We start from the raw sequence: 13,180 nt of genomic DNA on the forward strand, positions 1-13,180 counted from the left end.
CAGCAAGGAGTGCAATGGACACGATGCTCTGGCCCCTCAAGGTGGCCGTTGCCTGGGTCATGGTCTACATCCACAAGGGCCTGACCCTCATCGGCATGCCCGACGGTCCCGGTGCCGCCTGGGTCATCTCGATCATCGGCCTGACGATGGTCGTGCGCCTGCTCATCATGCCGCTGTTCGTCAAGCAGATCCGCGCCAGCCGCGGCATGCAGCTCATGCAGCCCGAGCTCCAGGCGCTCCAGGCCAAGTACAAGGACAAGAAGGACCCGGCCTCCCAGCAGAAGATGCAGGAGGAGATGATGGCCCTGTACTCCAAGCACGGGACCAACCCCTTCTCCTCCTGCCTGCCGGTCCTCGTGCAGATGCCGGTCTTCTTCGCGCTCTTCCGCGTCCTGGCCTCCCTCGAGGCGGTCGCCCAGGGCACCTACGCCAAGCACGACTCCATCGGCCCGCTCACCGCCGAGCTGGCGGCCGACGTCCAGGCATCCACCGTCTTCGGCGCCCCGCTGTCGGCGTCCTTCATGAACTCCGACGACGTCACCACCAAGGTCGTCACCGTCATCATGATCATCATCATGTCGGCCACGCAGTGGTACACCATGGCGCAGCTGAGCATGAAGAACATGCCGGAGTCCGCCAAGAGCTCCGACAACCCCATGATGCGCTCCCAGCGCATGATGATGACGATCATGCCGATCTTCTTCGCCTTCACGGGCGTGCAGTTCCAGATCGGTGTCCTGGTCTACTGGGTGACGACGAACCTGTGGACCATGGGCCAGCAGTTCTTCACCATCCGCAACATGCCGGCCCCCGGCTCGGAGGCGGAGAAGAAGCACCGTGCGCGCGTCAACGCCAAGCGCGTGGCCAAGGGCCTGCCCACGCTCGAGGAGGAGGAGGCCGCCCAGCGCGCCGCCGAGCTCGCCGAGCAGGCCAGCCAGCGCCGTCAGCGCGTCCAGCCGGTGCGCAAGGACCGCCAGAAGCGCAAGGGCGGCTCCGGCCTGCCGGCGACGCCCGAGGAGCAGCGCGCCGCCGAGGACGAGGCCTCCACGGGCTTCAGCGCTGAGGAGGAGGCCGCCATCGAGGAGATCGAGACGAATATCGTCGGCCTCACCCCCGAGGAGATCGCCCGCCGCCGCTACGAGAAGCGCGCCCGCCAGCGCCAGCAGCGCAAGAACAACAGCAAGAAGCGCCGGCGCTGACAGCGAGCCGGGCCCTGTCCACGACCTCCGCGGGGCCGCGACGCTGACGCCACGCGGTCCTCACCTCACAGAACGGAAGATCCCATGACTGACAACACCGCCGTGTCCAGCACCGTCAAGCGCCTCGAGGAGGAGGGTGAGGTCGGCGCCGACTACCTCGAGGAGCTGCTCGACATCGCCGACCTCGGCGGCGACATTGACATCGACGTCGACCACGGTCGAGCCTCCATCGCCATCGTGGCCTCCGAGGAGGGCGACGAGCGCGAGCTCGCGGACCTCGTGGGTGAGGACGGGGAGGTGCTGGAGGCGGTCCAGGAGCTCACTCGTCTGGCCGTCCAGGCGCGCACGGGCAACCGCTCGCGCCTCATGCTGGACATCAACGGCTACCGCGCCGCACGCCGCGAGGAGCTGACGAAGGTCGCGCAGGAGGCGGTCCGGCAGGTCCTGGCCACCGGTGAGACCGTGGCCCTCGAGCCGATGAACCCCTTCGAGCGCAAGGTCTGCCACGACGTCGTCGCGGCCGCCGGCCTGGTCTCGGAGTCGGAGGGCGCGGAGCCCCACCGCCGGGTGGTCGTCCTGCCTGCCGACGAGGTGGAGGCCGACGACGCTCCTGCTGAGGACGCCGACGAGGCCTGAGCGCCGGTCGGGGCACGGGATGAGCGACGAGATGACCACGGACGAGAAGCCTGCGCTCGGGGCGCTCGAGGACGAGGGGTCCGGCGCGGAGCTCCTGGTGGAGGAGCCGAGCGAGGAGGTGCGCGCGCTCTTCGGCGTCGCCTTCTCGGGTGCGGAGCACTTCGCGCACATGCTCGCCGAGCAGGGTGAGCTGCGCGGGCTGGTGGGCCCGCGCGAGATGCCGCGCCTGTGGACCCGCCACATCGTCAACTCGGCGGCGGTCGTGCCCTTCCTGCCCGGTCGGGGGACGGTGGCCGACGTCGGGTCGGGGGCCGGTTTCCCGGGGGTCGTCGTCGCGCTGTTGCGACCCGATCTAGAAGTAACACTTATCGAAACGATGGAGAGACGGGTGGAGTGGCTCTCCGACGTCGTCTCCGAGCTCGATCTCGACAACGTCGAGATCCTGCGGGCACGGGCCGAGGAGGTGCGTGAGCGTTACGACGTCGTCACCGCCCGCGCCGTCGCCAACCTCTCTCGGCTCGTGCGCCTCACGGCTCCCCTGCTGCGGCAGGGCGGCAGCCTCCTGGCCCTCAAGGGGGCCAAGGCCGAGGCGGAGGTCGAGGACGCCCGCTACGTCACCAAGAAGGCCAAGCTCGAGCCGGCAGTCATCCACGAGGTCATCACCCCGGGCGAGGAGCTGACCAAGATCGTCGAGGTCCGTCGGCCCAGGCGCTGAGCCGGTCCCACCGGACCTGGGTGCCTCCGCGTCCACAGGCCCGCGCTGTCCACAGGCCCGCGCCCGTTGTCCGAGGCCTCACATAGACTGAGGTGCCCGACAGGTTCCCCTGCAGGACGTCGCCCGAGGAGTACAGGTTTGCCAGGTTCCATCTTCGACCAGCTCCAGGCCGACCACGCCGTCCTTGAGGACATCGCGGCCGGTGGGTTCCCGCGTCCCGACCAGACCCGGGTCATCGCCGTCGCCAACCAGAAGGGCGGGGTCGGCAAGACGTCCACGGCCGTCAACGTGGCGGCGGCGCTGGCGGAGACCGGCCTGCACGTGCTCGTCATCGACGCGGACTCCCAGGGCAACGCCTCCACCGCCCTGGGGGTGGAGCACGACGAGGAGACCGCATCCATCTACGACGTGCTCGTCGAGGGCGCGAGGATCCAGGACGTCGTCGTCCAGACCCGCTTCGCCCCCTCCCTGTGGTGCGTGCCCGCCTCGATCGACGCGGCCGCCGTCGAGATCGAGCTCATCAACGCGGCCCAGCGCGAGTCGCGTCTGAGACTGGCACTGCGCGAGTACCTGCTCGGCCGGGCCGAGCTTGGGCTGCCGCGTGTGGACTACGTCCTCATTGACTGCCCGCCGAGCCTGGGTATCATGACGATCAACGCCTTCGTCGCCGCGGGCGAGGTGCTCATCCCCATGCAGGCCGAGTACTACGCGCTTGAGGGCCTCGCCCTGCTCACCCGGTCCGTGGACCGCATCGCCCAGATCCACAACCCAGCGCTGCGGGTGTCGATGATCGTGCTCACGATGTTCGACCAGCGCACGACCCTGGCTCGTGAGGTTGAGTCGGAGGTCCGCACCTACTTCCCGTCCGCAACCCTTCAGACGCGGGTGCCGCGCTCGGTCCGCGTGGCGGAGGCGCCGTCCTTCGGCTCCCCTGTGGTGTTCTGGGACCCTCGCTCAACGGGAGCGGTAGCGTACAAGCAGCTCGCCCAGGAGATCGCCCAGCGCGGTACCGCTGACGGGCACAAGGACGTCGAGGAGGCCTGATGGCACAGAAGAAGCGTGGTCTGGGACGGGGTCTCCAAGCGCTCATCCCGGAGGCTCAGACTGAGAACCCCTCGAGCCGTCCGACGGACGTGTTCTTCCCCGGCAGCGGACGAGGCGCTGAGGTGGAGCGCGGTAGCGAGGGCTCATCACGCGCCGCGGAGATTGCTGAGGTGCTCATGGAGCCCTCGAAGCGAGCCCGGTCTGGGACAAGGCGCTCGGGGCGGTCGGCTGAGACTCATGTTTCACGTGAAACACCGGTGGGCGACGGGCTCGGCCACAGCAGTGACCGTCGTGTTTCACCTGGAACCTCAGCCGAGGATGTCCCCCGGGACGAGGGCGTCGCTCCTGTTTCACGTGAAACATCCGCAACCGACCCGGTGGAGCCGTCCACCACCGGGGATGACCAGGGACTCGTCCCGGTGCCGGGGGCCACCTTCGCTGAGCTTCCCGTTGAGCTCATCGTCCCCAACCCGCGTCAGCCCCGCCAGGTCTTCGACGACGACGACATCGCCGAGCTCGCCGCCTCCATCGAGGAGGTCGGGCTGCTCCAGCCGGTCGTTGTCCGACGCGTTGACGGAGAGGACGGCTCGACGACCTACGAGCTCATCATGGGTGAGCGTCGTCTGCGCGCCTCCAAGGTCGCGGGTCTCAACGTCATTCCGGCGGTGGTCAGGTACACGGAGGACGAGGACCTTCTACGCGACGCCCTGCTGGAGAACCTGCACCGTGTCCAGCTCAATCCTCTTGAGGAGGCCGCGGCCTACCAGCAGCTGCTCGAGGACTTCAGCTGTACGCATGCGGAGCTCTCCCAGCGCATCGCCCGCTCTCGTTCTCAGGTCTCCAACACGTTGCGACTGCTCAAGCTCCCGGCGCTGGTCCAGCGCCGTGTGGCCGCAGGTGTCCTGTCAGCGGGACACGCACGCGCCCTCCTGGGCCTGCCGGACGCCTCCGCGATGGAGAGGCTGGCGCAGAAGATTGTGGCTGAGGGCCTGTCCGTGCGGGCGGTCGAGGAGCTGGTCGCACTCCACGACGAGCCTGAGATCCGTACCCCGGTCATGCGCACCCGCAGCACGACGCTTCCCGCGCTGTCGACCCGTCTGTCCGACGCCTTCGACACCCGGGTCAAGGTGACCCGAGGTGCGAAGAAGGGCAAGATCACCATCGAGTTCGCCGGCGATGAGGACCTTGCCCGTCTCATCGAAGCCTTGGCGCCTGGTACCTCCCTGTCAGAGGACTGACATCTCCCCTGCGGCCTGCCAGTCTGCTGCGCGTGCGGTCTACGGGTTCGGCCGGATCATGCCCGGCATCAGATGGTGTTCCGTGCCGCGCTGGACACTGAGTCTGGATTCTGAGCCGGAGCTGTCGGTCTCAGACGACGCGCGGCCGAGGAGGGGTCGCGCCGGTGCCCGCGGACTCGCGCCGAGGACGACACGTCACGGAGGCGGTGGGCGCCCGGCGCACCGCCACGCGACGGACCGGGTCGGGCCTCGAGGGTTGCCGCGGACCATGTCGAGAGCAGGCGCTCGACGAAGCGGGCCTGCGATGTTTCACGTGAAACATCGCAGGCCCGCCCGGTGCTCACCGGATACTCACGGGCGCACGAGAGGGTTCCTCACCAGATCCTCGTAGATCGCCGGGAGGTTGCCGTCGGCCTCAGCGGCCAACGGGAAGAGAGAGGTCTCCGTCATTCCGGGGACGACATTGACGTCGATGAACCAGGGGGTCCTATCCTCGGCCAGGATGAGGTCAGTGCGCGACACATTGCCGAGGCCGAGCGTCGTGTGCACGCGAAGAGCCGTGTCCTGGACGAGGGAGGTCTCGGCCTCGGTGAGCCGGGCAGGGACGAAGTACTCGGAGCGTCCGGGGTTGTAGCGTGCGTCGAAGTCGTACTGACCCTCCGCGACGACCTCGACCGGTGGGAGGGGGCGCGGGCCGCTGCCGACATCGACGATGGAGACGGCGATCTCCCGGCCGGGCACGTAGGACTCGATGAGGGCGCGCTCGTCATAGGCGAAGCAGCCGACCATTGCCTGGCGGAGCTCGTCGGCGTTGGTCACAAGAGAGACTCCGAGGCCCGAACCACCCTGGTTGGGCTTGACAACGACGGGAAGACCGAGGTGGCCGGAGACGACACCAAGGACCTCCTGCGCACCGAGCTGGGAGAAGTAGGACTTGGGCAGTGTCACCGAGTCCGGGGTGAGCACACCGCCGGTGCGCACGGTTGCTTTGGCGGTCGGCTTGAAGGATGCACGCTGGCAGCCGTCTGAGTGCGTGCCCACGTAGGGAAGGCCTAGAGCGATGAGGATGTTCTGCAGGCCGCCGTCCTCACCGTGCGAGCCGTGGACGAGGGGCCACACGACGTCGGGGGCGAAGGCCCGCAGGGACGCGATCATGCGCGCGTCGACGTCGAGAATGAGAACGGTGTGGCCAAGGTGCTTGAGGACCTGTGCCACGCGGTGGCCTGAGCGCAGGGACACGTCGCGTTCGTGGCTGAGTCCACCTGCGAGGATGGCGATACGCAGGGGTTCTGACGTGGGGATCGGCATGGCGTTCTCCTCAGATCTGGTCGGGTGCCGGGGCGACGATGCCCTCAACAGGACGGGAGCAGGTGGGTCCGAAGATGTCTCGCAGCTCCAGGTCGCGGCTCACGACCTCCGAGAGGCGTCGGACGCCCTCGCGGATCTCCACGGGCTCGGGGTAGCAGAAGGACAACCTCATGCGATCGCGACCCGAGCGTCCTCCGGCGTAGAAGGCGGTGCCGGAGACGTAGGCGACGAGGTTGGTGACCGCCCGAGGAAGCATGTCCTTCGCGTCGAGCCCCTCAGGCAGGCCGACCCACACGTAGAAGCCTCCGTCGGGCACGTTCCACGTGCACTGAGGCATGAACTCGTCAAGTGCGGAGACTATCGCGTCGCGCCGCCCCCGGTACATCGCCCGGAAGTCCTTGATCTGCTGCTGCCAGTCGAAGTTGTCGAGGTACATCGCGATGGAGTACTGACCCACCGATGAGGGGCAGAGGATGGCCGCCTCGGAGGCGAGCTTCATCTTATCCCTCACGGCGGCGGGCGCCACGGCCCATCCGACGCGGTACCCGGGGGCAAAGATCTTGGAGAAGGACCCGAGATACACGACGTCGTTCGGTGCGAGGGTCTTGAGCGCCGTGTAGGTCTGGCCCTCGAAGCCGAGGAGGCCATAAGGGTTGTCCTCGACGATGAGGATGTGGTGCCGACGGCAGATGTCGATGACCTGAGGTCGTCGCTCCTCGGAGAGGGTGACGCCCGCGGGGTTGTGGAAGTTCGGAAGGCAGTAGAAGAACTTGATGTTCCGGCCCTCGCGCTCGAGCTGGACGATCTTCTCCTCCAGCGCCTCGGGAACCACACCATCGGCGTCAATAGTGACCTGCTGGATATCAGCCTGGTAGGTGGCGAAGATCGAGAGCGAACCGACGTAGGTGGGGGCCTCGGCGAGGATGACGTCACCCGGGTCGATGAAGAGCTCGGTGATGATGTCGACGGCCTGCTGGGAACCGGTGGTGATGATGACGTCCTCGGGGTCGGCGTCGATCCCCTCCAGAGCCATGATCTCGGGGATCTTCTCGCGCAGGGCGGGAAGGCCCTGCCCATTGCCGTACTGCAGGGCCCTGCCCCCGTCCTTGCGGATCATCTGTGCGGTCGCCTCTGCGAGGGCGTCGAGTGGGAGGTCCTTGAGGTTCGGCATGCCTCCGGCGAGGGAGACCACCTCGGGTCGGGCGGCGACGGCGAAGAGTGAGCGAGTCTCGGAGGCGCGCAGTCCGTGAGCGCGTGCGGCGTAGCTGTCCAACCATGGATCAAGCCGGTTGCCCTTGACCTGGTTCGCATCACTCACGTTCGGCTCCTTGCTCGGTGGGACCCTCCTTACCGTGAGGACCAGTTTGCCACTAAGGAGACGTCAGCCAGGTTGCGGACCACAACGTCGCACTGGTGCACCGATGAACGGTCGACGGTGTCGGGTGCATGAAGTGGGCAGCGGTCCAAGCGTTGTCGTGGGTGCGAGCACGAGTCCGGCGCGCACGGGGAAGGCCGGCGCCCTCGGGGACGACAGGAGCGCACGGGGAAGACAGGAGCTCCGTGCGTCGTACCGTGGTGTTTTACGTGAAACATCGCGATAGAAGGGGCAGTCGTGTGGATCTTGGCGTCGTCCGATGTGCATATCGGGCTGGATGCGACTCGGGCTGGATGCGACCTCGGCCGGGGCCCGCGGTCTCTTAGGCGGGCGGACGACTCGCCAGGGAACAGGCAAGGTGGGTGTCGGCGGGAGGAGTGGGTGTCGACGGGGCATCTGGGCCCAACTGGAACCGGGCCCACCTGAGCCGGCGGGAGGACCAGACCAGGGAACGAGACAGGGACGAGCCCGCCGAGCGCGAGATGTTTCACGTGAAACAGGAGCGCCGCAGAGCACCGACGTGCACGACGTCGGCCGAGCACCGCAGTGCCTCGGTGTCACGCCTCCTCGGTAGCCAGCGCGTCCTTCTCGATGAGCGCACGGAGCGCGTCGACGTCGTTGGCGATCGTCTCCACGTGCTGCTCGGCCTTCAGGAGGGCGCGCAGCACCGCATCCGGCTCGGGCGCGGCCCCAAGTGCCTCGGCGACCGTCTCGCTGAACTTGGCGGCCTTGGCGGTCTCCAGCACGAGTGTCGGGAAGCCGGGCTGCATGAGCCGCAGGGCGACCGTCACGCCGTCGGCGGTGTGCGGGTCGATGAGTGTGCCGGCCGTCGCGTGAACGACCCGGATCGCGGTGAGCCGGTCGGCGTGGGTGGAGGAGGCGGAGACGAAGCCGTAGCGCTCGCGCATCGTGGCCACGTGCTCGGACAGGTCCACACGCCCGTCCTCCTCCAGCAGCTGCCAGGCCCGGACGAAGGCCTCGGGACCGAGCAGCGTCCAGAGGAAGCGCTCGAGGTTGGAGGCCTTGGAGATGTCCATCGAGGGGCTGGAGGTCGCGAGCGTGTCCTCGCTCGCCCGCGGGGCGTAGACGCCGGTGCGGAAGAACTCGTCCAACACGTTGTTCTCGTTCGTCGCGAGGATGAGCCGACGCAGCGGCAGCCCCATCTCCCGGGCGAGGTGGCCGGCGTAGATGTTGCCGAAGTTGCCCGAGGGCACCGCGACGTCCACCCGGTAGGCGGAGCGCTCGGCGGCGGGGAGCTCGTCCGTCACCCGCAGCCAGGCCCAGACGTAGTAGACGACCTGCGCCGCGATGCGTCCGAAGTTGATCGAGTTGACCGCGCCGATGGCGTACCTGCTCTTGAAGGCCTGGTCCGCGTTGACGGCCTTGACGAGGTTCTGGCAGTCGTCGAAGACGCCCTCCACGGCGATGTTGTGGATGTTGGCGTCGTCCAGGGAGTACATCTGCGCCCGCTGGACCTCGCTCATGCGCCCCGCGGGAGAGAGCATGAAGACGCTGACCCCGTCCTGGCCCTTGAAGGCGTGCTCGGCTGCAGAACCGGTGTCGCCGCTCGTCGCGCCCAGGATGTTGAGCACGCGGCCCTGGCGACGCAGGACGTAGGGGATCGCCTGTCCCAGGAACTGCATGGCGAGGTCCTTGAAGGCCATCGTCGGTCCCTCGGACAGGCCGACGACGACGAGCCCGTCGGCCGCCTGGTCCAGGCCGGTGACGGGCACGACCGGATCGGGGAAGCGCTCCTGACCGTAGGCGGCACGGGTGAGGGCCAGGAGGTCCGGCTCAGGGATGTCGGTGGCGTACAGCCCGATGACCCGGGCGGCGAGCTCGGCGTAGGGCAGCGGGCGCATCTCCTCGAGGTCGGCCCCGGACAGGGCGGGCAGGCCGACCGGGACCGCCAGGCCGCCGTCGGGAGCAAGCCCGGTGAGCAGGACGTCAGTGAAGCCGACCGGTTCCATGCCGCCGCGCGTCGAGATGAACTGCATGTGCCCGCCTTCGTGAGGAGTGTGGTGTGGACTGCCTGCGGCCACAGCCTACCGGCGGCCGCCATACGGACCCACAACGCTCACGGAGCGGTCGTGAGTCCGTATGGCGTGGGCGCGGGCCTCAGGACAGGACGCGCTCGACCTCGGAGCGGAAGGCAGCCTTGGGGCGCGAGCCCGCGAACTGGTGGAAGACCTCGCCGTCGCGCACGACGGCGAAGGTCGGGATCGAGCGGACGCCGAAGGACCGGGCGGTGGCCGGGTTCTCGTCGACGTCGACCTTGACGAACTTGACCTTGCCGTCCAGCTCGGCGGCGATCTCGTCCACGACGGGCGCCATCTGACGGCAGGGGCCGCACCACTCGGCCCAGAAGTCGATGACCACCGGGATATCGGAGGCGAGGACCTCGGAGGCGAAGGTGGCGTCGGTGACGGGGGAGACGGAAGACATGGACTCTCCTATGGTGGTTCTGACGAGTGGATGCTGATGGCCCGGTGGCCGGGACGAGGAGCGGGGCCGGGTGCCCCTCAGGCGGACAGCGCGGCCAGGTACTCCTGGGCGTCGAGGGCGGCGCGGCAGCCGGAGCCGGCCGCGGTGACCGCCTGCTGGTAGGTCGGGTCGGCGACGTCACCGCAGGCGAAGACACCGGGCACGTTCGTGCGCTGGCTCGGTGAGGCGACCCGGATGTAGCCGGCCTCGTCCAGGTCGAGCACGCCGCGCACGAGCTCGGAGCGCGGGATCTGGCCGACGGCGACGAAGAGCCCGGCGGCCGGGATCCGGCGCTGCTCACCCGTCACGGTGTCCGTGAGCGTGATGGACTCGAGGGCGTCCTCACCGTGGAGGGCCGTCACCGTGGAGCTCCACGCGAAGGTGATCTTCGGGTCGTTCTTGGCGCGCTCGGCCATCGCCGCGGAGGCGCGCAGCTGGTCGCGCCGGTGCACCACCGTCACGGAGCTGCCGAAGCGGGTGAGGTAGGTGGCCTCCTCCATGGCCGAGTCGCCGCCGCCGACGACGACGATGGGCTGGTCCTTGAAGAAGAACCCGTCGCAGGTGGCGCAGTAGGACACGCCGTGGCCGGACAGGCGGTCCTCGTGCTCGAGACCGAGCTTGCGGTACTCCGAGCCGGTCGAGATGATGACGGTGCGGGCCTCGTAGACCTCGTCGTCGGTGGTGACCCGCTTGATGTCGCCGGTGAGGTCCAGGGAGACGACGTCCTCGTAGCGCAGCTCGGCGCCCAGGCGCTCGGCCTGCTCCTGCATCTGGGTCATGAGGTCGGGGCCCATGACGCCGTCGACGAAGCCGGGGTAGTTCTCGACCTCGGTGGTGTTCATCAGGGCGCCGCCGGTGGTGACGGACCCTCCGAGGATGACCGGCTTGAGCTGGGCCCGGGCGGCATAGATCGCGGCGGTGTAGCCGGCGGGGCCGGAGCCGACGATGACGACGTCGTGGATCATGAGTCTCCTCGAGTAGACGGGGCTGGTCCGCGGTGAGCGGGCCCCGGAATGCCGTCGCGGGCGCTTCCGGTGTGTGGATGCCTCTGAGTATCACTCGGAAGAACCGGTGATGAGAAGGGAATGTTCCCGCGCATTATCTTATCGAAGAGTGATCTCGGTGACGGTCATCTTGAGCAGCCCGTCCGAGGCCGTCGGCAGGTCCGTCACCCACACGACCACCGACCCGGTCGACGTCGCCGGGAAGGTGAAGGTCGTCGTGCCGGCGGTGAGCGGGCCCTCCGCCAGCAGCGTGCCCCCGGTCGGGTCCTCAGGGCTCGTCGCACGGATCTGCACGTTGCCGCCCGCACCCGTGCCCTGCAGCTCGATGCTGGAGACCTCCGTCGCGGTCTCGAGCCTCACCGCCACACCGATGCCCTGCTTCCACGCCAGTGACGAGGCCGCGTAGTAGCGCGAGTACCACTCGGTGGAGGGGTCGCCGTCGACGAGGTTGCCGGCCAGCTCCGGGTGCTCGTTGTCGTCGCCGTAGGGGTCCAGGGACTCGGCACCGCTGACGACGGCGGGCGCGCTGGGCTCGGCCTGCTCCTCAGTCCCCTCCTCAGCGGGCGCCGGGGTCGGCACCGTGCGCGCGGCGGGGACGTCGTCGTCGGCGATGGGCACGCGACCGAGCTGGACGAGGTTGCTGACGGCGAAGTACACGCCGACGACGACCGCCACGAGCACCAGCAGCATGACCACGACGGTCGTGAGGCTCAGGCGGGGGCCGCCTGAGTCCTCGTCCTCATCCGAGGGGGCCGCTGCACCGACGTGCGGGGCGGACGCGCCGGGGGCCGGCCCGGCAGGGGACCACCCCTCCGGCGAGCCGGGGACGACGTCCTCGGCGACCAGCTCCGGCGCCAGGGCGCCGAGAGTGACGGTGGCACCATCGGCCCTGTCGGCCCTGTCAGCGCCGGAGGTGCCCGCCCACACCCCGGGGGTCGCGGTGGGAGCGGCGGCGACGCCGGGCTCGGTGGCCGGGGGCACGGCCCGCGCGGTGGACAGGCCCTTGAGGCGGGACAGCAGGCCCTTGGCACCTGAGGCGGCCTGCGCAGCCGCCTGAGTGACACCCCCGGCGACGACGGCGTAGGCCGTCGCCAGGCCGGAGGCCGCCGTGAGGGCGGAGGAGGTGAGAGCCGAGGGGCTCTCCGCCTCCTCGGCCGGGACGACAGGCTCCGGGGCGGTCTCGACCACGGGCAGCACCGAGGTGTCCCACGGCCGCAGGGCGTGCGCCACCTCGGCGGCGGACTGGGGCGGGGCCCCGCCCCAGGTGCGAGCCACGAGCGCGTCCAGGTCCGGGTGGCCGGCCACGGCGGGGACCAGGCTCGAGGGGGCGACGGGCGCGCCCGCGTGCAGCGGAGCCGAGGCGATGCCCGCCCGCTTGCCCGGCCAGCGTCCCGTGAGGCCGTAGTAGAGCAGCTCGACGAGCGCGCGGGCGTCCGTGCGGTCGGCCGCGAGCGGGTCGGCCCCGGCGTCCTCCAGGCCCAGCAGCGCGGCCTCGATGCCGACGCCGGAGAGCTGGACGGTGCCGTCGGGGCGCAGGCGCACGGACTCCGGCGAGAGGTTGAGGTGGTGCAGTCCGCGCAGGGAGCAGGCGTCCAGGGCCTCCGCGACCTCGCCGATGAGCGCGCGCACCTGGTCAGGAGTCAGGCCGGAGCCGACGAGGGTCCTGAGCGTGCGGCCGGTCGCCGGCTCGGTGATGACGTGGCCGGGGTCCGCGTGCTCGACGTCCAGGACCCGCTGGGTGCGCGGGTCCTCCACGAGGACCGCCCGGGCGGCCGTGGACAGGACCTCCTGGCGGTTGCGGGTGGCGGCCGTCAGGGCCAGGACGGTGACGTCACGGTCGAGGATCGTGTCCCGCCCGACGTGGCGCACGATGCGCGGCAGCGTCGCCGGCAGGGGCGCGGTGAGGCGGTAGCGGCCGGAGCCGATAGGGGTGCCCGGGGGCGTGCCGTCCGCAGGCGCGGGGCGACCGGCAGCGACCACAGTGGGCCCCCCTTCCGTGCGTGTGCGCTCTGGCGCCGTCAAGGCGCTCGCGCCGAGTCTATCCGCGACCTCCACCTCGTGTGGGGCGTGCCGGTCGCCGGCAGCCACCTGGTCGGACGGCGAGGTGGCCGCCGCCCCCTCACCGGCCGCCGGCAGCGCCAGCGCCCGGCCCAGCCGCGCGAGCGCCCGCCCCGCGC

Annotated in this window: 11 protein-coding genes; 5 read left to right on the forward strand and 6 right to left on the reverse strand. The window is 69.6% G+C overall.

The window, feature by feature from the left end; translation table 11 throughout:
* Nucleotides 1-14 precede the first annotated feature (14 nt).
* The 5 genes from yidC (at nt 15) to H6X67_RS10625 (ending at nt 4,832) form a co-directional block, all read left to right on the forward strand.
* Nucleotides 15-1,199 carry a membrane protein insertase YidC gene (gene yidC / locus H6X67_RS10605; protein WP_249368068.1) on the forward strand — a complete coding sequence of 395 codons (1,185 nt, stop codon included), beginning with the start codon at nt 15-17 and terminating at the stop codon, nt 1,197-1,199.
* Between the two features lie 84 nt (nt 1,200-1,283).
* Nucleotides 1,284-1,835 carry a Jag family protein gene (locus H6X67_RS10610; protein WP_249368070.1) on the forward strand — a complete coding sequence of 184 codons (552 nt, stop codon included), beginning with the start codon at nt 1,284-1,286 and terminating at the stop codon, nt 1,833-1,835.
* 31 nt (nt 1,836-1,866) lie between these two features.
* Nucleotides 1,867-2,550: a 16S rRNA (guanine(527)-N(7))-methyltransferase RsmG gene (gene rsmG, locus H6X67_RS10615; protein ID WP_249368072.1), complete on the forward strand. Its 684-nt coding sequence runs from the start codon at nt 1,867-1,869 to the stop codon at nt 2,548-2,550.
* 138 nt (nt 2,551-2,688) lie between these two features.
* Nucleotides 2,689-3,594 (forward strand): ParA family protein, encoded by a 906-nt coding sequence (locus H6X67_RS10620; RefSeq protein ID WP_249368074.1) that lies wholly within the window; start codon nt 2,689-2,691, stop codon nt 3,592-3,594.
* Entirely contained in the window at nt 3,594-4,832 is a 1,239-nt protein-coding gene (locus H6X67_RS10625; RefSeq protein WP_249368075.1) for a ParB/RepB/Spo0J family partition protein, read from the forward strand. The genes H6X67_RS10620 and H6X67_RS10625 overlap by 1 nt, the downstream gene beginning before the upstream one ends.
* Nucleotides 4,833-5,183: 351 nt before the next feature.
* Here H6X67_RS10625 and H6X67_RS10630 read toward each other — a convergent pair whose 3' ends face one another.
* The 6 genes from H6X67_RS10630 to H6X67_RS10655 all read right to left on the reverse strand — a co-directional run bounded on the left by H6X67_RS10630 (nt 5,184) and on the right by H6X67_RS10655 (nt 12,983).
* Nucleotides 5,184-6,140 carry a D-alanine--D-alanine ligase family protein gene (locus H6X67_RS10630; protein ID WP_249368077.1) on the reverse strand — a complete coding sequence of 319 codons (957 nt, stop codon included), beginning with the start codon at nt 6,138-6,140 and terminating at the stop codon, nt 5,184-5,186.
* 10 nt (nt 6,141-6,150) lie between these two features.
* Nucleotides 6,151-7,458 carry an aminotransferase-like domain-containing protein gene (locus H6X67_RS10635; protein WP_249368079.1) on the reverse strand — a complete coding sequence of 436 codons (1,308 nt, stop codon included), beginning with the start codon at nt 7,456-7,458 and terminating at the stop codon, nt 6,151-6,153.
* 614 nt (nt 7,459-8,072) lie between these two features.
* Complete coding sequence (gene thrC, locus H6X67_RS10640) at nt 8,073-9,512, reverse strand: threonine synthase (protein WP_249368081.1); 1,440 nt, start codon at nt 9,510-9,512, stop codon at nt 8,073-8,075.
* A gap of 121 nt (nt 9,513-9,633) precedes the next feature.
* On the reverse strand, nt 9,634-9,960 hold the full coding sequence (gene trxA / locus H6X67_RS10645; protein WP_249368083.1) for a thioredoxin: 327 nt from the start codon (nt 9,958-9,960) through the stop codon (nt 9,634-9,636).
* A gap of 77 nt (nt 9,961-10,037) precedes the next feature.
* Nucleotides 10,038-10,964 (reverse strand): thioredoxin-disulfide reductase, encoded by a 927-nt coding sequence (gene trxB, locus H6X67_RS10650; RefSeq protein ID WP_249368085.1) that lies wholly within the window; start codon nt 10,962-10,964, stop codon nt 10,038-10,040.
* 138 nt (nt 10,965-11,102) lie between these two features.
* Complete coding sequence (locus H6X67_RS10655; protein WP_249435530.1) at nt 11,103-12,983, reverse strand: hypothetical protein; 1,881 nt, start codon at nt 12,981-12,983, stop codon at nt 11,103-11,105.
* Between the last annotated feature and the right edge of the window lie 197 nt (nt 12,984-13,180).

Origin of the sequence: Actinomyces sp. AC-20-1 (assembly GCF_023369555.1) — a bacterium.
GTDB lineage: Bacteria > Actinomycetota > Actinomycetes > Actinomycetales > Actinomycetaceae > Actinomyces.

Excerpts from the sequence above, each read along its gene's own strand:
- trxA (WP_249368083.1), bottom strand. The coding sequence starts at position 9,960 with ATGTCTTCCGTCTCCCCCGTCACCGACGCCACCTTCGCCTCCGAGGTC.
- H6X67_RS10630 (WP_249368077.1), bottom strand. The coding sequence starts at position 6,140 with ATGCCGATCCCCACGTCAGAACCCCTGCGTATCGCCATCCTCGCAGGT.
- H6X67_RS10610 (WP_249368070.1), top strand. The coding sequence starts at position 1,284 with ATGACTGACAACACCGCCGTGTCCAGCACCGTCAAGCGCCTCGAGGAG.
- thrC (WP_249368081.1), bottom strand. The coding sequence starts at position 9,512 with ATGCAGTTCATCTCGACGCGCGGCGGCATGGAACCGGTCGGCTTCACT.
- yidC (WP_249368068.1), top strand. The coding sequence starts at position 15 with ATGGACACGATGCTCTGGCCCCTCAAGGTGGCCGTTGCCTGGGTCATG.
- H6X67_RS10625 (WP_249368075.1), top strand. The coding sequence starts at position 3,594 with ATGGCACAGAAGAAGCGTGGTCTGGGACGGGGTCTCCAAGCGCTCATC.
- rsmG (WP_249368072.1), top strand. The coding sequence starts at position 1,867 with ATGACCACGGACGAGAAGCCTGCGCTCGGGGCGCTCGAGGACGAGGGG.
- trxB (WP_249368085.1), bottom strand. The coding sequence starts at position 10,964 with ATGATCCACGACGTCGTCATCGTCGGCTCCGGCCCCGCCGGCTACACC.